The following is a 22,591-nucleotide window of genomic DNA, read 5'->3' as shown; positions in this document are numbered from 1 at the left end:
GCGCAGCCTGTGGCAGGGCATGGCCGAGATGGGCTGGCTCGGCGCCGCGCTGCCCGAGGAATACGGTGGCGCAGGCATGGGCGCCGAGGCCTTGTGCGTGCTGGCCGAGGAGGTCGGCCGGGTGCTGGCGCCGGTGCCCTTTTCATCCTCGGTGTGCCTGGCGGCCGATGCGCTGCTGCGCCACGGCAGCGAAGCCCAGCGCCGCACCTGGCTGCCCGGCCTCGCCGAAGGCAGCCGCATCGGCTGCTTTGCGCTCGCCGAGGGCGCTGGCAATCCGCGTCCGGGCGGCATTGGCGCGCGGGTGCAGGCGGGCCGGCTGAGCGGCGAGAAGTGGCCCGTGGTCGATGGCGAGGCCGCCGACATCGCGGTGGTGGCCGCGCTCGATGAACAGGGGGCGCCGGGGCTCCATCTGGTCGAGCTAGGCGGGCCGGGCGTCACCCGCAGCCCCCTGCGCGGGCTCGATCCCTCGCGCAACCAGGCGCGGCTGCGCTTCGAGGCAGCGCCCGCCGAACCCCTGGGCAACGGCCTCGCGGGCTGGGCGGGCATCGAACACCTGCTCGATCGCGCGGCGGTGCTGCTCGCCTTCGAGCAGGTGGGCGGCGCCAGCGCCTGCCTGGAGGCGGCCACCGCCTACGCGAAAGACCGTCATGCCTTCGGGCGGCCGATCGGCTCCTTCCAGGCGATCAAGCACAAGCTCGCCGATGTCTACATCGCCAACGAACTCGCGCGCTCGAACGCCTACTACGGTGCCTGGGCGCTCGCCCAGGAGGCGCCCGAGCTGCCGCTGGCCGCAGCCACCGCCCGCGTGGCGGCCACCGATGCCTTCCACCTTGCGGCCAAGGAGAACATCCAGACCCACGGCGGCATGGGCTTCACCTGGGACATGGACTGCCACCTCTTCTATCGCCGATCCCGCCTGCTGGCCGCGCAACTCGGCAGCAACCCCCACTGGAAGAACCGCCTGGTCACGCTCTGGAGCGGCCAGGCCGCCGCCTGAGCCGAGGACACCGCCATGGACTTCAACGACACCGCCGACGAAGCCGCCTTCCGCGCCGAGGCCCGGGCCTTCCTGCAGGCCAATGCCACGCCGCGCCGCGATGACGAGCCGGCGCAGCGCACCCGCTATGCCGAGGGCCCCGAGGCGCTCGCCCGCGGCAAGGCCTGGCAGGCCCGCAAGGCCGACGCCGGCTTTGCCGGCATCACCTGGGACCCGACATTCGGCGGCCGCGGCGGCACGCCCATCCAGCAGGTGATCTACAGCCAGGAGGAGGCCCGCTTCGCGGTGCCCCGCGGCTACTTCGAGATCGGCCTGGGCATGTGCATCCCCACGCTGATCGCCTATGGCAGCCCGGCCCACCTCGAGCGGCATGTGCGCCCGGCGCTGCGCGGCGAGGAGATCTGGTGCCAGCTCTTCTCCGAGCCCGCTGGCGGTTCCGATGTGGCCGGCCTGCGCACCCGCGCCGAGCGCGATGGCGACGACTGGGTGATCAACGGCCAGAAGATCTGGACCTCGGGCGCGCACTACGCCGACTGGGGCCTGCTGCTGGTGCGTACCGACCCCAATGCCGCCAAGCACGACGGCCTGACCATGTTCTTCCTCGACATGAAGTCGCCTGGCGTGGAGGTGCGCCGCATCCGGCAGATCTCGGGCACCTCCAACTTCAACGAGGTCTTCTTCACCGATGTCCGCATCCCCGACGCGCAGCGCCTGGGCGCGGTGGGCGCGGGCTGGAAGGTCTCGATCACCACGCTGATGAACGAGCGTCTGGCGGTGGGCGAGGCGCCGGGGCCCGACAGCGCCGACATCCTGGCGCTCGCCCGCGGGCTCGAGATCGACGGCGAGCCGGCGCTCGGCAATGCCGCGGTGCGCGAGCGGCTGGCCGACTGGTATGTGCGCACGCAGGGTCTGAAGTACACCCGCTTTCGCAGCATCACCGCGCTCTCGCGCGGGCAGACCCCGGGCCCCGAGGCCTCGATCGCCAAGGTGGTCAGCGCCGGCAAGCTGCAGGAGATCGCCACCTTCGGCACCGACCTGCTCGGCATGTCGGGCGCGGTGATGGACGCCGAGCTCACGCCGATGCAGGCCTGGTTCCAGGAGGCCTTCCTGTACGCGCCCGGCATGCGCATCGCCGGCGGCACCGACGAGATCCTGCGCAACATCATCGCCGAGCGGGTGCTCGGCCTGCCCGGCGATGTCCGGGTCGACAAGGGCGTGCCCTTCAACCAGCTGCCGCGCGACGGCCAGAGCGCCCCCCGGAGATCCGCATGAAGACCTGGCAGATCGGCGCCGTCCGGATCACCAAGGTGGTCGAATCCGACGGCGTGCCCACCTCGGGCATGTTCCTGTTCCCGGCGGCCAATCCCGAGTTCGTGCGGCGTCACGCCTGGCTGCGCCCGCACTTCGCCACCGAGGACGGCAAGCTCTTCGCCTCGGTGCATGCCTTCATCATCGAATCGCAGGGCAAACGCATCATCGTCGACACCTGCGTGGGCAACGACAAGCCGCGCCGGGTGCGGGGCTGGAACCGACTGCAGACCCCGTTCCTGCAGCGCCTGGCCGAGGCCGGCCTGCCGGCCGAGTCGATCGACACCGTGCTGTGCACCCACCTGCATGTCGACCATGTCGGCTGGAACACGCGGCTGGTCGATGACCGCTGGGTACCCACCTTCCCGAATGCGCGCTACCTGTTCGGCCGTGTCGAATGGGGCCACTGGTCGGCCGAGAAGCCCGGACCCGATGACGACGACATTCTCGGCGACTCGGTGCGCCCGATCGTCGAGGCCGGCCTCGCCGATCTGGTCGAGATGGACCATCGCCTCACCGACGAGGTCTGGCTCGAGCCCACGCCGGGCCACACCCCGGGCCATGTCAGCGTGCGCATCCAGTCGGAGGGCGCGCAGGCGGTCATCACCGGCGACCTCATGCACCATCCCATCCAGTGCAGCGAGCCCGACATCCGCAACAACTTCGACAGCGACCCCGAAGCGGCGCGGCTCACGCGGCGCGAGTTCCTCGGCCGCCACGCCGACCAGCCGGTGCTGGTGCTCGGCACGCACTTCGCCTCGCCCACCGGGGGCTGGATCCGGCGCAACGGCGAGCACTGGCGCTTCGAGGTCAGCGGCCCGCCGGAGTCCGGCGGCTGAGCTCAGCCGCGCAGGTCGGTGCGGTAGGGCGGCAGTTCGGCGCCGCAGTCGCGGCAGAACTTCGCGGTGGCGGCGTGGCCCTCGCTCAGGCACTCATGGCAGGTGCGGGTGGTCGGCTCACGCAGCGTGCGCAGGGCGGTGAACTCCGCGCTCACGATGCCGGTGGGCACCGCCAGCGTCCCCCAGCCGAGCAGCATCATCACCGAGGCGATGAGCCGGCCGAGATCGGTCTTCGGGGTGATGTCGCCGAAGCCCACGGTGGTGAGGGTGGTGATCGCCCAGTACACGCCCACCGGGATGCTGGTGAAGCCGTGGGCCGGGCCCTCCACCACGTACATCAGCGTGCCCATCACCAGCGTCACCATCAGCACGAAGGACAGGAACACCAGGATCTTGCGCCGTGAGGCGGCCAGCGCGCGGCCGAGCGCACCGTACTCGGCCACATAGGCGCCGAGCTTCAGAATGCGGAAGACCCGCAGCAGGCGCAGCACCCGGACATCGATCAGCGCGCTCAGCTCGGGCATCAGGATGGCGAGCCAGGTGGGCAGCAGCGCGATCAGGTCGATCAGGCCGAACACGCTCAGCGCATAGCGCATCGGCCGGCGCACGCAGGCCAGGCGGGCCAGGTACTCCAGCGTGAAGATCAGGGTGAACACCCATTCCGCGGCATTCAGGGCCGGGCCGAAGCGGGCGCGGATCGGCGCCACGCTGTCGAGCACCACCACCGCGATGCTCACCAGGATCAGCCAGATCAGGGCGAGGTCGAACAGCCGGCCGGCGCGGGTGTCGGCCTCGAAGATGATGGTGTAGACGGTGAGCCGCCAGCCGGGCGCGGGCGCATCCTCGCGCGCGTCCGTCGGGCCGACAGGCTTGCCACGGCGGGCATCGGAGGGGAACATCGCAGGCAGCTCGCGGGGGACGGAAATGGCGCTGGAGTATCGGTGGGCAGGCAAGGCAGGTCAATCGCCGTGGCAGGCGCGGTGCAGTGGCCTGCAGGAGGAGCGCTGATGTCGCGCCTGACGATCGTGATCGCGGTGCTGCTCGCCCAGCTGGTGCTGGCCACCCTGGTGCTCTCGGTGATGGTGCTCGACGAGCGCCCTCACCCCGGGCCGGCGCCGGCCCTCACGGTGGCCGACCTCGAGCGCCTGCGCCGCCAGGTGAGCATGCCTGATCCCCGCAAGGCCGGTGCGCCCGCCCTGCCGCTGAAGCTCACCGCCCGCGATCTCGATCTGCTGCTCCAGCAGGGCCTGCAGCGGGCCCTGCCCGAGCATGGCATCGGCGCCCGGGTAAGTCTCGAGCACGGCGCTGCATGGGTGCGAGTCTCACTGCGGGTGCCCGCCGGCCCGCTCGGCAAGGCCACCACGCTCGGGCTGCGGCTCGAGTCCCATGAGGGCCAGCTGCATGCTGTCGCGGGCAGCATCGGCCGGGTGCCGGTCAATCGCTGGATGCTCGACCATCTCTGGTCGCTCGCCCAGCGCTTCATCATCTCGCCCCAGACTCTCGCGGCGCTGCGCGCCGGCCTGGCAGCCACCAGCGGCTGGGCAATCGGGCGAGACCTGGTCGACCTGCGCGTGCAGCCGCAGGCCGACCTGCTCGCGCAGCTGCGTGGCGCCGGCCAGTCCGGCGGCATGCTCGGCGCCGAGCAGCGCGCCCGTGTAGACCACTACCTCGCGCACATCGCACGCCGTCTGGGCCCGGCTGGCGGCGCGGGGCTGGTCATGGTGGTGCAGTCGGTGGTCGCCGAGGCGGCCGCGCGCGGCGGCGATCCGCGCGCCGAGAACCGGGCCGCCATGCTCGCCCTGGCCGTCCATGCCAGCGAAAAGCCCGAGCTTGCGGCACGGCTGCTGGGCATCTCGGTGCCGCCGGGCAAGCCGGTGATTCCCGTGGCGCGCGGCCGCCAGGACCTCGCCCAGCACTGGCTGGTCTCGGCAGCCATCACCCTGGAGGCCGGCTCGGGTACCGCCGACGCGATCGGGGTCTTCAAGGAGGTGCTCGACTCGCGCGGTGGCTCGGGCTTCTCGTTTGCCGACCTGGCCGCCGACCGCAGCGGGGTGCGCTTCGCCCAGGCCGCGATCGCCGATCCCCGGCGCTGGCAGACACGGGTGGCCCGCATCACGGGCGAGGCCGACATCATCCCGTCCATCGACGCCCTGCCCGAAAAGCTGCAGGAGCCGTCCTTCCAGCGCCGTTTCAAGGCGCGCGACAACCAGGCCTGGGCCGAGATGACCGCCGAGATCGAGCGACGCATCGACCTGTGCCGATTCTTCGCCGCGCCGGGCTGAGCCCCCGCGCGTCCGGGCATACACTGCGGCCTCACCCGCCCCAGGAGAGCCCCATGCCCGAATTCTGCAAGGTCGAACGAGAAGGCCACCTCACCATCGTCACCCTCAACCGTCCCGAGGTCATGAACGCGCTGCACTATCCGGCGCACCTCGAGCTGGAGCAGGTCTGGAACGAGTTCGATGCCGACCCCGATCAATGGGTGGCCATCGTCACCGGCGCCGGCGACCGCGCCTTCAGCGCCGGCAATGACCTGAAGTTCCAGGCGGGCGGCGGCAAGCGCGGCTTCGTCGCCTCGGGCTTCGCCGGGCTCACCTCCCGCTTCAACCTCTTCAAGCCGGTGATCGCGGCGGTCAACGGCGTGGCCATGGGCGGCGGCTTCGAGATCGCGCTGGCCTGCGACATCATCATCGCCGCCGAGAACGCGAAGTTCGCCCTGCCCGAGCCGCGAGTGGGTCTGGCCGCGCTGGCCGGCGGCGTGCACCGCCTGCCGCGCACCATCGGCCTGAAGCGGGCCATGGGCATGATGCTCACCGGCCGCCATGTGCCGGCGCGCGAAGGCTACGAACTCGGCTTCGTCACCGCGCTGGCCCCCGAGGGTGGCGCGCTCGCCGAGGCCCGCAAGTGGGCGGCCCAGATCCTCGAGTGCTCGCCGATGTCCATCCGTGCCACCAAGCAGTCGGCCATGCAGGGTCTGGCCATTGCCGATGTCGCCACCGCCTACAAGGTCGACTACGACGCGGTGATCCGCATGCGCAGCAGCCAGGACTTCATCGAAGGCCCCAAGGCCTTCTCCGAGAAGCGCAAGCCCAACTGGAAGGCCGAGTAAAACCGGCCGGCCGCCGCAGACAGGGGCGGCAGTCGCCGCCGCGGCCGCTGCTCGTCTGCGGCGGGTTCAGTCGGCCCGCTGCACCATCGGCTCGCCCAGCCGGATCGGGCCGGCGGGTGCCCAGGCCGGATTGAAGCGCCAGGGCCCGGGCGGCAGCAGCATCACCACCGTCGAGCCCAGCAGAAAGCGGCCCATCTCGGCGCCGCGGGCCAGCACCGGCGCCGTGCCCGCTTCGTAGTCCCAGGCGCGCACCGCGCCCGGTCGGGGCGGATTGACCACGCCATGCCAGACCGTGGCCATGCTGCCCACGATGGTCGCGCCCACCAGCACCATCACGAAGGGGCCGTGCTCGCCGTCGAACACGCACACCACCCGCTCGTTGCGTGCGAACAGACCCGGCACCGCCTGCGCCGTGGCCGGGTTCACCGAGAAAAGCTCGCCCGGCACATGCACCATGCGGCGCAGCCGGCCCGCGCAGGGCATGTGGATGCGGTGGTAATCGCGCGGGCTGAGATACAGCGTGGCGAAGTGGCCATGCCGAAAGCCGGCCGCCAGCGCGGTGTCGCCGCCGAGCAGCGCCGTGGCGTCGTACCGGTGCCCCTTGGCCTGGAAGATCCGGCCATCCTCGATCGGGCCGAACTGGCTGATCGTGCCATCGACCGGGCAGAGCAGGCCTTCCGGCGCGACCGGCCGCGCGCCCTCGCGCAGGGCACGGGTGAAGAAGGCATTGAAGGTCGGATAGGCGCGCGGATCGGGATCGGCCGCCTCGCTCATGTCGACCCGGTAGCGCGCGATGAAGCGCCGGATCGCCCAGGTGGTGGCCGCCCCCCAGCGGCGGGAGGCCAGCCAGCCGGCCGCCCGCGTGAGCGTCAGGCGCGGCAGCAGAAACTGCAGGCGGACCGATGCGCTCATGCCGCGCCGCCCGGCGCGATCACACCGGCACGGCAAGCGCGCTCATCGGCCACCGCGGGCCTCCGGCTCAGGCCGCCCGGGCCTTGAGCTCGAGCCGGCGGGCATGGAGCACCGGCTCGGTGTAGCCCGAGGGCTGCTCCACCCCCTTGAAGACCAGATCGCAGGCGGCCAGGAAGGCCGGGCCGTCGAAGCCGGGCGCCATCGGCCGGTAGGCCGGATCGGCGGCGTTCTGGCGATCGACCACCGTGGCCATGCGCTTCATCACCGCCATGACCTCATCGGAGCCGACCACGCCGTGGCGCAGCCAGTTGGCCATGTGCTGCGAGGAGATGCGGCAGGTGGCACGGTCTTCCATCAGGCCCACATTGTTGATGTCGGGCACCTTCGAGCAGCCCACGCCCTGGTCGACCCAGCGCACCACATACCCGAGGATGCCCTGGGCGTTGTTCTCGAGCTCGGCAGTCTTGTCCTGCGTGCTCCACGAGGGCGTGCTGGCCACCGGGATGCGCAGGATGTCGTCGAGCGAGGCACGACGGCCCCCGCGGGCGATCTCGGCCTGGCGGGCGAGCACATCCACCTGGTGATAGTGGGTGGCATGCAGCGTGGCCGCCGTGGGGCTGGGCACCCAGGCGCAATTGGCGCCCGCCTTCGGATGGCCGATCTTCTGCTCGAGCATGGCGGCCATCAGGTCGGGCATGGCCCACATGCCCTTGCCGATCTGGGCGCGGCCGGCCAGACCGCAGGCCAGGCCGACATCGACATTCCAGAGTTCGTAGGCGCCGATCCAGGCCTGCGCCTTCATGTCGGCCTTGCGCACCATCGGGCCGGCGAGCATGGAGGTGTGGATCTCGTCGCCGGTGCGATCGAGGAAGCCGGTGTTGATGAAGGCCACCCGCCGACGGGCCGCGCGGATGCAGGCCTTCAGGTTGACGGTGGTGCGACGCTCCTCGTCCATGATGCCGATCTTGACCGTGTCGGCGGGCAGGCCCAGCGCCCTCTCGACCATCGTGAAGGTCTCGTCGGCAAAGGCCACCTCGTCGGGCCCGTGCATCTTGGGCTTGACCACATAGACCGAGCCGCGGGTGGAGTTGCGCAGGCCCGACTGCTTGCGCAGGTCGTGCATGGCGATCAGCACCGTGCACATCGCATCGAGCAGACCCTCGGGTGCTTCGCGGCCGTCCCTGTCGAGCACGGCGGGGTTGGTCATGAGGTGCCCGACATTGCGCACCAGCATCAGCGAACGGCCCTTGAGGGTCATGGGGCGGCCGTCGGCACCGGTGTACTCGCGATCGGGGCTCAGCTTGCGATCGAAGCGCGAAGCGCCCTTGGTCACGCTCTCGACCAGATCACCCTTCATCAGGCCGAGCCAGTTGCGGTAGGCCAGGGCCTTGTCGTCGGCATCGACCGCGGCCACGGAGTCTTCGCAGTCCATGATGGTGGTGACCGCAGCCTCGAGCAGCACATCGGCCACCCCGGCGGCGTCGGTGGCGCCAATGGCATGGCCGCGGTCGATCAGGATCTCGATGTGCAGGGCGTTGTGGCGCAGCAGCACCGCGGTCGGGGCCGCGGCATCACCGCGATAGCCAGCGAACAGGGTCGCATCGGCAAGACCGACACTGCCGGCAGCCGTCACGGCCTGCAACGCCCCGCCCGCCACCCGGTAGGCGGTGACATCGGCATGGCGGGCGCCGGCCAGGGGCGCGACCGAATCCAGGAAACCCTTGGCCCAGGCGATCACCCGTGCGCCGCGGACCTCGTCATAGCCGCCGGGGCCGGGCAGATCACCCATCGCGTCGGTGCCATAGAGCGCGTCGTAGAGGCTGCCCCAGCGGGCGTTGGCGGCATTGAGCGCATAGCGCGCGTTCATCACCGGCACCACCAGCTGCGGGCCGGGGATGGTGGCGATCTCGGGATCGACATTGGCCGTCTCGGCCTGGAAGTCGGGCCCCTCGGGCACCAGGTAGCCGATCCGCTCGAGGAAGACGCGATAGGCGGCGGGATCATGGGGCTGGCCGCTGCGCTCGCCGTGCCAGGCGTCGATCGCGCTCTGAAGCTCGTCGCGGCGCGCCAGCAGCGCGCGGTTCTTCGGACCGAGGGTGTGGATGACTTCGGACAGGCCGCGCCAGAACTGGTCGGCGCTCACGCCGGTGCCCGGCAGGGCCTCGTCCTCGATCATCCTGCACAGCGAATCGGCCACTTTCAGGCCGTGCTTGTCGATCCGGGTGGTCATCTTGGGTGTCCTTGGGGGTGACGGTAGCCGCACGGCGCGGCGGACGCGCATCGGGCGGCTCTCGGACCCACCCGGCGGAGGCGCAGCATAGTGCGAGAGGGCCGTCGAGGGAAGCCGGGGGTTGTTCAAGCAGCTGTGACTTTTCCGGGCAGCCGGCGCGCCGACGCGTTCCGCTCGAATGCCGGGTGCGGCAGGGTCGGCGCCCGGCAAGGGCACAATCCCGCGCGGATCATCACGACATGGAGCCGATCATGACCCTGCGGATTCACGGCATCGCCAGCTCGCGCGCCGCCCGCGCCCTCTGGATGCTCGAGGAACTCGGCGTGCCCTACGAGCATGTGCCGCAGACCTACCAGGGCGGGGCCACCCGCACCCCGGAGTTCCTGCGGCTCAATCCCAACGGCCACATCCCGGTGCTGGAGGACGGCGCGATCGTGGTGTGGGAATCGATGGCCATCAACCTCTACCTCGCGCGTCGATTCGGCGGCAGCCTGGCGCCGGCCGACCTCGCCGAGGAGGCGCAGGTGCTGCGCTGGAGCTTCTGGGTGATGACCGAATGCGAGAAGGACGCGCTCACCATCCTCTTTCATCGGCTGATCATGCCGGCCGAGCGACGCAACCCGGCACTCGCCGACCAGGCCGAGCGCTCGCTTGCCGGTCCGCTGCGCGTGCTCGAGGCGCACCTCGAGCAGCAGCCCTGGGTGGCCGGTTCACGCTTCACCGTGGCCGACCTCAACCTCGCCTCGGTGCTGGCCTGGGCCAAGGCCGCGCCCGCGCTGATCGCGGCCCATCCACGCGTGGCGGGCTGGCTGGCCGCCTGCCTGGAGCGGCCGGCGCAACGAAAGGTGCAGGCGATGGGCCGGGCCTGACCTGGATGCGCGAAGGCCGGCCGGTACGATGCCTGCCGGGCGGCGTGCCGATTTGAGCCGCGCACCGATCGGTGCGATCCTCTCGGACCGCGTGCGACACGCGCGACCACGCCCCAGACCCATGCCTGACTTCCCCGAAGACGACAGCGCCGCTGGCGCCCCGCCGGCAGCGCCGGCGGCGGCCTCCGAGCCCGCCAAGCCCGATCACGCCGCGTCCGCAGCGCCGGCCGAACCCGCCGAGCCGGCAGCGCCGTCCGCGCCCGCGGAAGCGGGGCCAGCCGAACCGGCCGCCATCGAGGCCCCCGCCACCGAGGCTGCGGTCGCGGAAGCTACGGCCGCGGAAGCTGCGGTCGCAGAGGTGCCGGCGCCGGCGCCCGCCGCTCTCTCGGTACGCGCCATCGGGCAGTTGCTGGCCACCCGTTTCCCGGCGCTCTTCGCCGGCCCGGTGCGCCCGCTGAAGCTGCGCATCCAGGCCGACATCCAGCAGCGCGCCCCGGGCGTGTTCACGCGCGAGCAGCTCTCGGCCTTCCTGCGCCGACACACCGGCCAGACCGCCTACCTGAGCGCCATGGCGCGCGGTGGCCAGCGCTTCGATCTCGATGGCGCGCCGGCCGGCGAGATCGCCGCCGAGCACCGGGAGGCCGCGACCACCGAGGTGCAGCGGCGTCGCGCCGGCCAGCAGGCCCGATTCGAGCAGGAGCGCGAAGCCCTGCGCCAGCAGCGCGAGGCGGTGCGCCAGGAGCGCGAAGCCCTGCGTCGCGAGCAGGATGCGCTGCAGCGCGAGCAGGAGCAGGCGATGCGCCGACGGTCCAGCCTGCTGCATGACTACGAAAACACACGACTGTCCGCGGCCAACTTCTGTGTGCTGAGGGGCATCGACCCCAGCCAGCTTGACTCCCTGCTTGCACAGGCGCGCCAGGAAGCGAGTCAGCGCGCCGCTGCGGCGCGTGCCGACCGCAGCCCCGGTGACGCCCGCCCTCGCCCCGATCGCCCTGGCGTGCGCCCTGACCGCCCGGGCGGACGCCCCGATCGCCCTGACCGCCCTGGCCAGCGCGCCGATCGACAAGGCCCACGCCCCGAGGCAGGCCGCGGCCCCGAGAGAGGCCCCCGAGCGGAGGGCGGACCACGCCCCGACGCAGGCCCGCGCCCGGAGGGTGGTCGGGGCCCCGGCGGGGGGCGTGGTCGCCCGCCGCGCCGCGACGACCGCCCCCCCGGCGCGGAGCCTCGCCCGCCGCGCAAGCCCGCCGACGAGAACCGCTGAAACCGCGCGGCCCTGACCGGCCACGCCCCTTCAGGAACCTGCCCATGCCCCATGTAACCACCCCCGATGGCGTGAAGCTCTACTACGAAGAGACCGGCAGCGGCACGCCGATCGTCTTCGTGCACGAGTTTCTCGGCGAGTACCGCAGCTGGGAGGCGCAGATGCGGCACTTCTCGCGCCGCTATCGATGCATCGCCTTCAACGCCCGGGGCTATCCGCCCTCCGATGTGCCCTCGCGCATCGAGGACTACGCCTACGAACACCAGCGCGCCGGCATCCTCGCCGTGCTCGACGGCCTGGGCATCGAGCGGGCGCACCTGGTGGGCCTGTCGATGGGCGCGTTCGCCACCTTCTACTTCGCGATGCGCTGGCCGCAGCGCGCGCTCTCGATCACCCTGGCCGGCATCGGCTCGGGCTCGCCCGCCGGCTCGCGCGAGCAGTTCGCGCGCGAGGCCCGCGAGTCGGCCCAGGCGCTGCTGCGCGACGGCTGGGCGGCCAGCGCCCGCGCGCGGGCCACCACCGGCACCCGCGTGCAACTCGTCAACAAGAGCCCGCGCGCCTTCGAGGAGTTCGTCGGCCATCTCGCCAGCCACTCGGCGGAAGGCTCGGCCCTCACGCTGCAGGGCTATCAGGCGATGCGCCCCTCGCTGGCCGACTTCGGCGCCGAGATGGCTGCCTGCACCGTGCCCGCGCTGATCATCTGCGGCGACGAGGACGAGCCCTGCCTGGATGCCTCGCTGATGCTCAAGCGGGCCATGCCCTCGGCCGGCCTGTACTTCATGCCGCAGACCGGGCATGCCTGCAATCTCGAGGAGCCCGATCTGTTCAACGCCGCCTGCGAACGCTTCTTCCATCAGGTCGAGAGCGGCCGCTACGCGATGCGCGACCCGCGCGCCGTGCCGGGCCGGATGCTCTGAGGGCCCGCCAATGAGTCAGGACATGCTCGACATGCTGGCCGATGCCGCGGCCAGCTTCGCCAGACCCGACGCCGCCCGCGTGCGCCGGCTGCGCGGCACCCCCGAGGGCTTCGACCGCGCCCGCTGGCGCGCCATGGCCGAGCTTGGCTGGTTCTCGGTGGTGGTGCCCGAAAGCGCCGGCGGACTCGGTCTGGGCGCCGCCGCGGCAGCCACCATCGCCACTGCGCTCGGCCGCGCCGCCGCCCCCGAGCCCTTCGTCGCCTCGGGCCTGATCGCGCCCTGGTGCCTGTCGCGGGCCGACGGCAGCCAGGCCGCATCGACACTGGCTGCGGTGCTGGCGGGCGAGCAGGTGATCGCGCTGGCCTGGCAGCCCGAGCAGGGCTGTCTCGAGCCGGACGGGACGGGCCTGCTGGCCACGCCGCAGACCGACGGCAGCCTGCGACTGTCAGGCACGGCCCGCTTTGCCGCCCCGGCCAGCGCCGATGGTTTCCTGGTGGCCGCGCGCCTGCCCGAGGGTCTGGCGCTGGGGCTGCTGCCCCGCGATCGGGAAGGTCTTGTCCGGCTCGACGAGCCCGCCGCCGACGGCACCGCCAGCGCGCTGCTGCGCCTGAGCGATGTGCGCCTCGCGGCCGACGAGCTGCTCGCCATCGGCACCCGGGCGGGCAGCCTGGTGCGCGATGCGCTCGATGTCGCTCTGGTGGCCAGCGCCGCCGAACTGGTCGGGCTGATGGACCATGCGCTCGACATCACCCTCGACTACCTGCGCACCCGAAAGCAGTTCGGCAAGCCGATCGGCAGCTTCCAGGCGCTGCAGCACCGGGCGGTCGACCTCTGGATCCAGCGCCAGCTCGCCCGCGCCGCGGTCGATGCCGCCGCCGCGGTGCTCGACTCGCCGGGCGCCGATGCCCGCGCCCGCACCCAGGCCGCGAGCAGCGCCAAGGCGCGCGCCGCGCACGCCGCGCTGATGCTGTGCAACCAGTCGGTCCAGCTCCATGGCGCGATCGGCTTCACCGACGAGTACGAACTCGGCATCTACCTCAACCGCGCGCTCAGCCTGTCGGCCTGGCTCGGCAATGCCGCCGAGCATCGCCGCCGCTGGGGCGCCCTGACCGAGGCCACCGGCACGCAAACCGCATGAGCACCACCACCGACACCGTGCGCTACGGCGTGCCCCAGGAGCGCGACTGGAACGCGCTCGACGACGAGGCCTTCCGCGCCCTGGTGCGCGAGGACTTCGAGACCCACTATCCGCAGGCCTGGCGCTTTCCGCCGCGGCGCCTGCGCTGGCACGAGAACCGCGAGTGGTACCTGCGCATGGCGGCCAAGGGTTGGCTCGCGCCGGCCTGGCCGGTGGCATTCGGCGGCATGGGCCTGTCACCCGCCAAGCTGCTGATCTTCTTCGAGGAACAGGAGCGCTGCGGCATCGCCCGCTTCCAGGACCATGGCGTGCAGATGGTGGGCCCGGTGCTGATGCGCTATGGCACGCCCGAGCAGCAACGCCGCTATCTGCCGGGCATCCTGTCCTGCGAGACCATCTGGTGCCAGGGCTACTCCGAGCCCAATGCCGGATCGGACCTGGCCAGCCTGAGCACCCGCGCCGAACTCGACGGCGACGAGTTCGTCATCACCGGCCAGAAGATCTGGACCACGCTGGCGCACGACGCCACCCACATGTTCGCGCTGGTGCGCACCGATCCCGCCGCGAAGAAGCAGGAAGGCATCAGCTTCCTGCTGCTCGACATCCGCACGCCGGGCGTGCGGGTGCGGCCCATCCGCGACATCGCCGGCACCGAGGAGTTCTGCGAGGTCTTCCTCGACGGCGCGCGCACCCACCGCGACAACCTGGTCGGCGGCCTGAACGCCGGCTGGACCGTGGCCAAGTCGCTGCTCGGCTTCGAGCGCATCTTCCTGGGCAGCCCCAAGATGCCCGAGTACGGGCTGCTGGTGCTCGAGTCCGTGGCGCGCGCCCGCGGCGTGCTCGACGACCCGGTGTTTCACGAGCGGCTGCTCACGCTGCGCATGGATGTGGCGCATCTCGCCGACATCTACGGCAGCTACGCCGCCACCGTGGCCCGCGGCGAGCCGCTCGGCCCGGATGTCTCGCTGCTCAAGATCTGGGCCTCCGAAACCTTCCAGCGCATCGCCGACCTGATCGTCGAGACCGCCGGGCCGCTGGGCGGGCTTACCGGCGATGTGCGGATCGGCGAAGACTCGGTGAACCTGCTCGCGCCCTTCTACAAGGCGCGGGTGCCGACCATCTACGGCGGCAGCAGCGAGATCCAGCGCAACATCCTGGCGCGGCAGGTGCTGCAGCTGCCCGGCTGAGGGCGCTGTCGGGCGCGCGCGACCCGGCGGCTGATCAGGCCGCCGCAGCCCGCACCGTCACCCCGGCCTCGGCCAGGGCCTGCCGGATGCGCTGCACGAAGGCGAGCGCCCCGGGCTGATCGCCATGGATGCACAGGGTGTCGGCCCGCACCGGCACCTCGCGGCCGCTCACCGCGCGCACCCGGCCCTCGAGCACCATCGCGAGCACCTGACGCACCGAGTCCTCGACCGACTCGATCATCGCGCCGGGCTGGCTGCGCGGCGTGAGCGTGCCGTCGTCCTGGTAGCTGCGATCGGCGAAGACCTCGCCGATCGCGCGCAGGCCGCGCTTTTCGGCGGCCCGGATGAGCTCGCTGCCGGCCAGCCCCACGAAGGCGAGCGAGCGGTCGTAATCGGCCACCGCGGCGGCGATGGCGCCCGCCAGCGCGGCGTCGCGCGCGGCCATGTTGTAGAGCGCGCCATGCGCCTTCACGAAGCGCAGGCGACCGCCCTGGGCCTGGGCGAATGCAGCCAGCGCGCCCACCTGATAGACCACCATCTCGTAGGCCTCGTCAGGGGTGATGCTCATGTTGCGCCGGCCAAAGCCCTGCAGGTCAGGCAGACCGGGATGCGCGCCCACCGCCACGCCACGGGCAAGCGCCATGGCCACCGTGCGCCGCATGGTGCGCGGATCGCCGCCATGGAAGCCGCAGGCGATGTTGGCCGAGGTGACATGGTCGAGCACCGCCTCGTCGTTGCCCATGCGCCAGGCGCCGAAGCTCTCGCCCATGTCGCAGTTGAGATCGATGACCGCCATGTTCAGTTCTCCATCAGGGATGCGATGCGGGTGCGCAACTGCCCGAACTGCGCCTCGCGCGCGGCATCGAGCGCGCGTGCCGCGTCGAGCTCGATGCCGGTGAAGCGCACGCTGTCGCCGGGCAGCTTCTGGGCCATCAGGGGCAGGTCGACGCTGGCCACGGTGGCGATCTTGGGGTAACCCCCGGTGGTCTGGCGATCGGCCATCAGCACGATCGGCTGACCATCGGGCGGCACCTGCACCGTGCCGAAGGTCACCGCCTCGGAGATCATCTCCAGCGGTGCCGACAGCGCCAGCGCCGGGCCTTCCAGCCGGTAGCCCATGCGGTCGGAATTGCGGTTCACGGTGAAGCTGTCCGACATCAGCGACTCGCGGGCCTGCGCCGTGAAGCGCGGCCACTGCTGGCCCGCGATCACACGCAGCGCGCCGCCCGCAAGCGCGGGGTGGACGGGCGCCTCGAAATCCGGCGGCAACGCCATCGGGGCCTCGCCCGCGGCCAGCGCGCGCCGCAGCCCGCCGAAGGCGGCGCCACCGGCATCGGGCCCGAGCGGCAAGCGGTCGCCGGCCCGCAGCGCGCGTCCCTCGAAGCCCCCGAAACCGGCGCGCAGATAGGTGCTGCGGCTGCCCATCACCGGCGGCACCGGAAAGCCACCGCGCACCGCCAGACAGACACGACAGCCGAAAAGCCGCCGCCCGAAGGCCAGGCGCGCGCCGGCGCGCACCAGCACCGGAGTGGCCATGGGCAGGGGCTGATCATCGAGCATCGGCGAGAGGTCGGCGCCGGCCAGCGCGATCAGGGCGTCGGCATGAAAGCGCAGTACCGGCCCCATCAGGGTGATCTCGAGGCTGGCCTCGTCGGCGGCATTGCCGACCAGCAGATTGGCGGTGCGATGGGCCCACTCGTCCATGACCCCGCTGGCGATGACACCGAAACGCTGGTGGCCGACCCGGCCGAGATCCTGGAGCGCGCTGAGCGGCCCTGGCTTGAGGACTTCGATCATGCCAGCACCCGGGCCTGCGCCTGCGCGAGCGCCTCGGCCGGCACCGGCCGGAAGCGCACCCGGTCGCCGGGCTGCAGCAGCGTGGGCGGCTCGGACAGCGGCGTGAACAGCGCGACCGCGGTGCGGCCGATGAGGTTCCAGCCGCCGGGAGTCTCGAGGGTGTAGATCGCGCTCTGCTCGCGGGCGATGGCCACCGTGCCCGGCGGGATGCGCACCCGGGGCGAGGAACGCCGCGGCATGGCCAGGCTGGGGTCGAGCCCGCCGAGGTAGGGGAATCCCGGCGCAAAACCCAGCATGCAGACCACATGGTCCGACGCGGCGTGGCGACGCACCACCTCGTCAGGGCTCAGGCCGCAGGCCTTGCCCACCTCCTCGAGATCGGGCCCGAACTCGCCGCCGTAGCAGACCGGGATCTCGATCTGGCGGGCGGGACCACCCGCAGGCGGCCGTCCTTCGGCCAGCAGGGCCTCGAGCAGGGTCTGCAGCCGCTCGTGCATGGGCTGCGATCCGGCGCGGACATCGGGCCGGTAGTGCACGGCCAGCGTGGAGAAGGCCGGCACCACATCGGTGACGCCCTCGGGCAGCCGCGCGATCAGCCGCGCCGCGAGCGCATGCACCGCCTGATTGATGTCGGCCTCGACCCGGTCGGGGAAGGCCACCATCAGGCAGCGATCCCCCACCGGCTCGATGCGCCAGCTGGGGTACGGAGCGCTCATCCGCGGCCGACGGGCGTCAGATCGCCTCGAAGAGCACGGTCTGCGCGCCCTCCCAGAGCACCTTGGTGCCCAGGGCGCGCAGGTTCTCCTTGCCCTCGACGATGGTCAGGAAGTGATTGCCGGCGAGCTGGCCCATCTTGCTGGCGAAGCAGCACGAGCCGTAGGCCAGGATGATCTCGGTCTCGCTGTAGCCGCCGGGGTAGAAGAGGATGTCGCCCACCGAGGGATGGCTGGTGTGGTTCTCGAAGCCCACGCCGAGCTGGAAGTCGCCCAGCGGCACCCAGCAGCCCTCGCCGCTCCAGCGCACATGGATGAGCTTCTGCGTGTAGGGCAGCAGCTTGCTGAAGGCGGCCACGGTCTGCGGCGCGTCGGGGTGGGTCTCGGCGATGAAGACATGGCCGCCGGCGGAAATACGGATTCTCGACATGGTGCGGGTGCTCCGGAACAAACCCGCCACTCTAACCATCGGCGCTCACCCGCTCAAGCATGCCCTGCCCGGCGGACACCCCGGGCCTGTGCCCGACCCGATGGAATGCCGTCGGCACGCGTCGGCGAGCGTGGAACGCCCGCGAGCGGGGCCTGTGCTAGCCTCGACCGCACCCCCACGGGCATGCAACCCGCGGGCGCAGGGAGCCACCCTCGCGCCCGCGCCCCAACCGCGAGACGCCGCCATGACCACCCCCGCCAGCCGCGAGCCGCTGCTCGCCGGATTCACCATCCTGGACTTCACCCGGGTGCTTGCCGGGCCGTACTGCACGCGGCTGCTGGCCGATCTTGGCGCCACGGTCATCAAGGTGGAGCGCCCGGGCGAGGGCGACGAGGTGCGCTATGCCGGGCTGCAGCTCATGCCCGACCGGACCGACCAGAGCGCGTACTTCGCGCGCATGAACGCCGGCAAGCGCAGCATCGCCATCGATCTCGCCAACCCCGGCTCGCGCGAGCTGGTGCTCTCGCTGGTGCAGCGCGCCGATGTGGTGGTCGAGAACTTCTCGCCCGGGGTCATGGCCAAGTACGGCCTCGACTCCGCCACGCTGTGCGCCCTCAAGCCGGCGCTGGTCTACTGCTCGATCTCCGGCTTCGGCCAGAGCGGCCCGCTGAGCTCGATGCAGGCCTACGCCCATCTCATCAACGCCTTCTCGGGGATGATGGACCTGGAGCGCGCGGGCTTTCTCGCGCCCAAGGCCTCCAACCTTCAGGCCGCCGATGTGCTGGCCGGCGCGCACGCCTTCGGCGCGATCTGCGCGGCGCTGCTGCGCCAGGGCCGCACCGGGCAGGGCGCCACGCTCGATGTCTCCATGCTCGAGTGCCTGATCTGCGCCGACGATGTCAACTTCCCCACCCTGCTCAACGGCGGCACCATCGATCGGGCGCCGCGCGCCGGCATGGTGGTGCATGCCGTGGGCGAGCGGCACGTGGCCATGCAGGTGGGCGGCGCGCCGCACATGTGGCCGCGGCTCACCGCGCTGATCGGCCGCCCCGACCTGGTCGACGACGAGCGCTTCAGCACACCGGCGGGCCGGCGCACCAACTGGCCAGCGCTGCGCGACATCCTGCACGGCTGGCTGGAGACCTTCCCCAGCGGCGAGCAGGCCGTGGCAGCGCTGGCCGGCGCACGCATGCCCAGCGTGCCGATGCTCAAGCCCGAAGAGGTGATCGCGCATCCGCATCTCGCCGCGCGCGAGGCCTTCCCCACGCTGGAGCACCCTCTGCGCGAACCGGTGCGGGTGACCGCACCGCCCTTCCACCTCGACGGCGGCCCGCTGCGCCCGGCCGGTGCGCCGCCCTGGCGCATCGGCCAGCACACCCGCGAGGTGCTCGCCGAGGTGCTGGGCTATGACGAGGCCCGGATCGCGCAACTGCACGCCGACCGGGTGGTGGAGACGCCCGAGACGGCATGAGCCCCGCCACCCGGCGCCGCGCCGCCGCCCTGCTGCTGTCGCTCGCCGGCGCGGCGGGGGCTCAGGCGCAGGTCGCCAGCGCGGCAGGGCCTCAGTCGCAGATCGCTGGCGCGGCAGGCGGCACCGAGCCTGTACCCGCCACCACCGGCGCGCCGGCCGCTGCACCGGGGAGGTCAGCCTCGCCCCCATCCTCCGGCGAGCGGCTACGGATCGGTCTGGTGCTCGGCGGTGGCGGGGCACGCGGCGCCGCCCATGTCGGCGTGCTCGAGGTGCTCGAACGCCTGCGTGTTCCGGTTGATTGCGTAACTGGCACCAGCATGGGCGCGCTGGTGGCCGGAGCCTTCGCCTCGGGTCTGAGCAGCGCGCAGATGAAGCAGGAACTCGGTAGCGTCGACTGGTTCGACCTGTTCCAGGACAGCCCCGGCTACAACGAGACCACCTACCGCAGCAAGCGCCTGGCGCAGCGCTACCTGCCGGGCTCCGAAATGGGCATCGGCGCCGGTGGCGCCAGCGCGCCGCCAGGCGTGCTCACCGGCCAGAAGATCAAGCTTTTCTTCAACCGCCTGGTGCGCGCCGATCGCATCGAGCGCGAGATCCAGTCGCTGTCGCTGCCGCTGGCCATTCTGGCCACCGACATCGGCAATGGCGACCGGGTGGTGCTGCGCGAGGGCAGCCTCACCCTGGCGATGCGCGCGAGCATGTCGGTGCCCGGCCTCATGGCGCCGGTGGAACTGCGCGATCGCAAGCTGGTCGACGGCGGCCTGGTCGACAACCTGCCGGTGGCCGAGGTGCGCCGGCTGTGCCGGCCGGATGTGGTGATCGCGGTCAATGTCGGCTCGCCGCTGCTCTCCCCCTCGGAGGTGGGCTCGCTGCTGAGCGTGACCGCGCAGATGGTGAACATCCTCACCGAGCAGAATGTCACCCAGTCGATGGCCGCGCTCGGCCCCGATGATGTCTATATCCGGCCGCTGCTGGAGGGCATCAGCGCGGGCGACTTCGACAAGCACGCCGAGGCCGCCGAGCGCGGCCGGCGTGCAGCCGAGCAGCTCGAGGAGCGGCTGCGCACCCTGTCGGTGGACGAGACCCGCTACGCCGCCTGGCGTGCCCGACTCGTCGACGCCGATCACCAGCCGCCCCAGGTCGACGACATCGAGATCGCCGGCCTGCGGCGCACCGCCCCGCAGGCCATCACGCGGCACATCAGCCAGCAGGCCGGCCAGCCGCTCGACACCGTCGCCCTCAACCGCGACCTGCTGCGCGCCTATGGCGAGGGCCACTACCAGAGCATCGACTACACCCTGCTGCGCGAGCGCGACCGCACCATTCTGCGTCTGGCCCCGATGGAGAAGAGCTGGGGGCCGGACTTCCTGCGATTCGCGGTCAATGTCGACACCAGCCTGGGCACCAGCGCCACCTACAGCCTGCGCGCGGCCTACCACCGCACCGCCATCAATGCCCTGGGCGGCGAGCTGCTGTTCGGCCTCGAGGCGGGCACCGCCAAGGGACTGTCGGCCGATTACTACCAGCCGCTGGACGAGCGCCGCATTTGGTTCATCGAGCCGCGCGCGGCGTACACCGCGCAGCCCCTGCCGGTCTATCAGGACAACCGCAAGCTGGCCGAGTACCTCACGCGTTCGCTGAGTACCGAGCTCGCGGTGGGGGCCAATCTCGGGCTGATCGGACAGGCGCGTCTCGGCATGGTCACCACCATCGGCCGGATCGAGCTCGAGACCGGCATCCCGCTGCTGGTCGAGCAGAACGGCCGTTCGACCGGCTGGTTTGCAAGCCTCGATCTCGACCGGCTCGATCAGCTCTACGCGCCCACCCGCGGCTGGTCGACGCGCCTGCGCTACTTCGAATCCACCAGCTCCCAGTTCGGTCAGCCCTACGCCAAGCTCTCGGCCGAAAGTCGGGCGGCGGTGCCGCTGGGCGACTTCGTGTTGCACGGCTGGTTGAGCCATGTGGGCGCCACCCGCGGGCAGCTGCCGGTGACCGACGCCGCGCAGCTCGGCGGCTTCCTGCGGCTATCGGCCTACGCGCGCTCGCAACTCATTGGCGACGACGTCACCTACGGCCGGATCGGCGTGGAGCGCATCCTGGGGCGCCTGCCGCTGGGCTTGCGCGGCGACATCCGGGCCGGCGTGGGCCTCGAGGCGGCGCGCTTCGGTCGCCTGTACACCGAGCGCCAGCGCACCGGCACCCTGAACTCAGGGGTGATCTACCTCGGGGGCGAGACCCCGCTCGGCCCGATCTACCTCGGCTACGCCCACGCGCCCGAGGCCGGGTCCAAGCTCTACCTGTTCATCGGGGTGCCCTGAGCCGGGGCAGCCGGGCATTCCTTGCGTCCGACAGGTCAGGGCGCAACAAACTTGACCCACTGCCAGCCGCGCGGGTTGGTCCCACCGCCCGCAACGGCACTAACCGCCCCAGGCGGAAGCTCGAGAAATACCATGCGCGCCCCACTCAGCGGCGTGACCTTCACGGTGTAGACCGTGCCAGACACCCGGGTGAATTCGCTCAGGGTGGCGCCGGTGGTATAGAGAGCCTCCTCGGTGAAGGCGCTGCTGATCTCGATATTGAAGGTCATGGTGACGAGCACCGGGCCGGTCGTCCAGAGCAGACTGCCGAGCGAATCGCTGAAGGTCACGAAGGGGACCGGCACGAAGGTGTCGTAGGGCTGAGAGAACTGGTAAAGCACACTGTTGCTGACTGTGCCCGTCGCGTCTTTGAAGGCAGTAGGAAGGACATCAAGGCGGATGGTCCCGACGCTGTTGGCAAATGGCGTCACCTGCACGGTGTACTCGCGCGGCGTGATCTGCGTAAAGCTGCCTGCAACCACGGTGGCGCCATTGAGGCGGAAACGATCGGCCCCAAAGCCGGAAACGGCATCGCTGAAAAGGAAGTTGATGGTGATCGGACTGTTGACCGTGCCGACAGCATTGCTCTCCATGACCAGCGTGGGCACTGTCGGAATGGGTGCTGGCGCCGACCCGCCGCCGCCGCCACAGGCGCTCAGCAGCGCGGCCCCCAGCCCGCCGAGCGCGATCAGGGCGCGACGACGGAACTCGGCACGAGGATGCGACAAGGCTTTGGCGGACAGAAGATCGGGCGACGACATTCAGACAGGCTCCGAGGAAGAGGATGACGAGGATCGTGCCAGATTGGCTGCGCGGGCGAGACACCCGAGCGCCACCGGCGCGCTGCCATGGCCGACGACGGCATCGCCGACCACGATCTGCGCCGTACAAGTTAGCACGCGACCGTCGGACAACGCCTGCCTGGCGGCCAGAGGCCGGGTTCACTTTGCGCCCGCCGACACGGCCGCCGCCAGGCCGCTCGATAGAATCAGTCGGGTTCGGTCGGCGCTGCTGCCGGACAGCGCCGCGGCGGTCTGCCGTAGCCCTCGAGCAAGG

General features: G+C 71.4%; 20 protein-coding genes. 12 read left to right on the top strand and 8 right to left on the bottom strand.

The annotated features are described in order from the left end of the window. From AC2H6A_RS00825 to AC2H6A_RS00815, 3 genes are all read left to right on the top strand, one after another. Window positions 1-997, top strand: a 997-nt coding sequence (locus AC2H6A_RS00825) for an acyl-CoA dehydrogenase family protein (protein ID WP_484271225.1), incomplete at its 5' end; no start/stop codon positions are given. 15 nt (window positions 998-1,012) lie between these two features. After that, the gene (locus AC2H6A_RS00820) at window positions 1,013-2,269 is read left to right on the top strand and encodes an acyl-CoA dehydrogenase family protein (protein ID WP_484271224.1); all 1,257 of its coding nucleotides are present in this window, start codon (window positions 1,013-1,015) and stop codon (window positions 2,267-2,269) included. Further along, complete coding sequence (locus AC2H6A_RS00815) at window positions 2,266-3,144, top strand: MBL fold metallo-hydrolase (RefSeq protein WP_484271223.1); 879 nt, start codon at window positions 2,266-2,268, stop codon at window positions 3,142-3,144. Before AC2H6A_RS00820 ends, AC2H6A_RS00815 begins: the two co-directional genes overlap by 4 nt. A gap of 2 nt (window positions 3,145-3,146) precedes the next feature. On the opposite strand, the gene AC2H6A_RS00810 is transcribed toward AC2H6A_RS00815, so the two are convergent. Beyond that, on the bottom strand, window positions 3,147-4,043 hold the full coding sequence (locus AC2H6A_RS00810; RefSeq protein WP_484271222.1) for an ion transporter: 897 nt from the start codon (window positions 4,041-4,043) through the stop codon (window positions 3,147-3,149). A gap of 108 nt (window positions 4,044-4,151) precedes the next feature. On the opposite strand from AC2H6A_RS00810, the gene AC2H6A_RS00805 reads away from it, so the two are divergent. Together AC2H6A_RS00805 and AC2H6A_RS00800 are read left to right on the top strand one after the other, a co-directional pair. After that, window positions 4,152-5,426, top strand: coding sequence for a hypothetical protein (locus AC2H6A_RS00805; protein WP_484271221.1), 1,275 nt, complete (start codon window positions 4,152-4,154; stop codon window positions 5,424-5,426). 53 nt (window positions 5,427-5,479) lie between these two features. Beyond that, a complete protein-coding gene (locus tag AC2H6A_RS00800) occupies window positions 5,480-6,253 on the top strand; it encodes an enoyl-CoA hydratase-related protein (protein ID WP_484271220.1) in 774 nt (257 codons plus the stop codon). Window positions 6,254-6,319: 66 nt separating this feature from the next. Here the strand turns inward: AC2H6A_RS00800 and asd are convergent, their stop codons facing one another. Continuing rightward, window positions 6,320-7,165 carry an archaetidylserine decarboxylase gene (asd, locus tag AC2H6A_RS00795; protein ID WP_484271219.1) on the bottom strand — a complete coding sequence of 282 codons (846 nt, stop codon included), beginning with the start codon at window positions 7,163-7,165 and terminating at the stop codon, window positions 6,320-6,322. Window positions 7,166-7,232: 67 nt separating this feature from the next. Then, window positions 7,233-9,395, bottom strand: a complete 2,163-nt coding sequence (locus tag AC2H6A_RS00790; protein WP_484271218.1) for a malate synthase G — start codon at window positions 9,393-9,395, stop codon at window positions 7,233-7,235. A gap of 251 nt (window positions 9,396-9,646) precedes the next feature. Between AC2H6A_RS00790 and AC2H6A_RS00785 the strand changes: the two genes are divergently transcribed. The 5 genes from AC2H6A_RS00785 (at window position 9,647) to AC2H6A_RS00765 (ending at window position 14,767) form a co-directional block, all read left to right on the top strand. Further along, window positions 9,647-10,264 (top strand): glutathione S-transferase family protein, encoded by a 618-nt coding sequence (locus tag AC2H6A_RS00785; RefSeq protein ID WP_484271217.1) that lies wholly within the window; start codon window positions 9,647-9,649, stop codon window positions 10,262-10,264. Between the two features lie 121 nt (window positions 10,265-10,385). Next, window positions 10,386-11,525, top strand: coding sequence for a ProQ/FINO family protein (locus AC2H6A_RS00780; RefSeq protein ID WP_484271216.1), 1,140 nt, complete (start codon window positions 10,386-10,388; stop codon window positions 11,523-11,525). 44 nt (window positions 11,526-11,569) lie between these two features. Continuing rightward, a complete protein-coding gene (locus tag AC2H6A_RS00775; protein ID WP_484271215.1) occupies window positions 11,570-12,442 on the top strand; it encodes an alpha/beta fold hydrolase in 873 nt (290 codons plus the stop codon). Window positions 12,443-12,452: 10 nt separating this feature from the next. Continuing rightward, window positions 12,453-13,580, top strand: a complete 1,128-nt coding sequence (locus tag AC2H6A_RS00770) for an acyl-CoA dehydrogenase family protein (RefSeq protein ID WP_484271214.1) — start codon at window positions 12,453-12,455, stop codon at window positions 13,578-13,580. After that, window positions 13,577-14,767 (top strand): acyl-CoA dehydrogenase family protein, encoded by a 1,191-nt coding sequence (locus AC2H6A_RS00765; RefSeq protein WP_484271213.1) that lies wholly within the window; start codon window positions 13,577-13,579, stop codon window positions 14,765-14,767. Before AC2H6A_RS00770 ends, AC2H6A_RS00765 begins: the two co-directional genes overlap by 4 nt. Window positions 14,768-14,801: 34 nt before the next feature. Here the strand turns inward: AC2H6A_RS00765 and AC2H6A_RS00760 are convergent, their stop codons facing one another. The 4 genes from AC2H6A_RS00760 to AC2H6A_RS00745 are packed head-to-tail and all read right to left on the bottom strand — an operon-like array spanning window position 14,802 to window position 17,707. Then, window positions 14,802-15,569 carry a LamB/YcsF family protein gene (locus tag AC2H6A_RS00760; protein ID WP_484271226.1) on the bottom strand — a complete coding sequence of 256 codons (768 nt, stop codon included), beginning with the start codon at window positions 15,567-15,569 and terminating at the stop codon, window positions 14,802-14,804. Beyond that, entirely contained in the window at window positions 15,566-16,564 is a 999-nt protein-coding gene (locus AC2H6A_RS00755; RefSeq protein WP_484271212.1) for a 5-oxoprolinase subunit C family protein, read from the bottom strand. The genes AC2H6A_RS00760 and AC2H6A_RS00755 overlap by 4 nt, the downstream gene beginning before the upstream one ends. Beyond that, window positions 16,561-17,280, bottom strand: coding sequence for a 5-oxoprolinase subunit PxpB (gene pxpB, locus AC2H6A_RS00750; protein ID WP_484271211.1), 720 nt, complete (start codon window positions 17,278-17,280; stop codon window positions 16,561-16,563). Before pxpB ends, AC2H6A_RS00755 begins: the two co-directional genes overlap by 4 nt. Before the next feature lie 16 nt (window positions 17,281-17,296). Beyond that, window positions 17,297-17,707: a DUF3830 family protein gene (locus AC2H6A_RS00745; protein ID WP_484271210.1), complete on the bottom strand. Its 411-nt coding sequence runs from the start codon at window positions 17,705-17,707 to the stop codon at window positions 17,297-17,299. 244 nt (window positions 17,708-17,951) lie between these two features. Here AC2H6A_RS00745 and AC2H6A_RS00740 point away from each other — a divergent pair, with 244 nt between their 5' ends. After that, complete coding sequence (locus AC2H6A_RS00740) at window positions 17,952-19,178, top strand: CaiB/BaiF CoA transferase family protein (RefSeq protein WP_484271209.1); 1,227 nt, start codon at window positions 17,952-17,954, stop codon at window positions 19,176-19,178. Next, window positions 19,175-21,496, top strand: a complete 2,322-nt coding sequence (locus AC2H6A_RS00735; protein WP_484271208.1) for a patatin-like phospholipase family protein — start codon at window positions 19,175-19,177, stop codon at window positions 21,494-21,496. The genes AC2H6A_RS00740 and AC2H6A_RS00735 overlap by 4 nt, the downstream gene beginning before the upstream one ends. A 35-nt stretch (window positions 21,497-21,531) precedes the next feature. On the opposite strand, the gene AC2H6A_RS00730 is transcribed toward AC2H6A_RS00735, so the two are convergent. Beyond that, window positions 21,532-22,296 (bottom strand): Ig-like domain-containing protein, encoded by a 765-nt coding sequence (locus tag AC2H6A_RS00730; protein WP_484271207.1) that lies wholly within the window; start codon window positions 22,294-22,296, stop codon window positions 21,532-21,534. Window positions 22,297-22,591: the final 295 nt, after the last annotated feature.

It is taken from the genome of Quisquiliibacterium sp., assembly GCF_982640115.1.
This window is presented reverse-complemented; position numbering and strand designations above follow the sequence as displayed.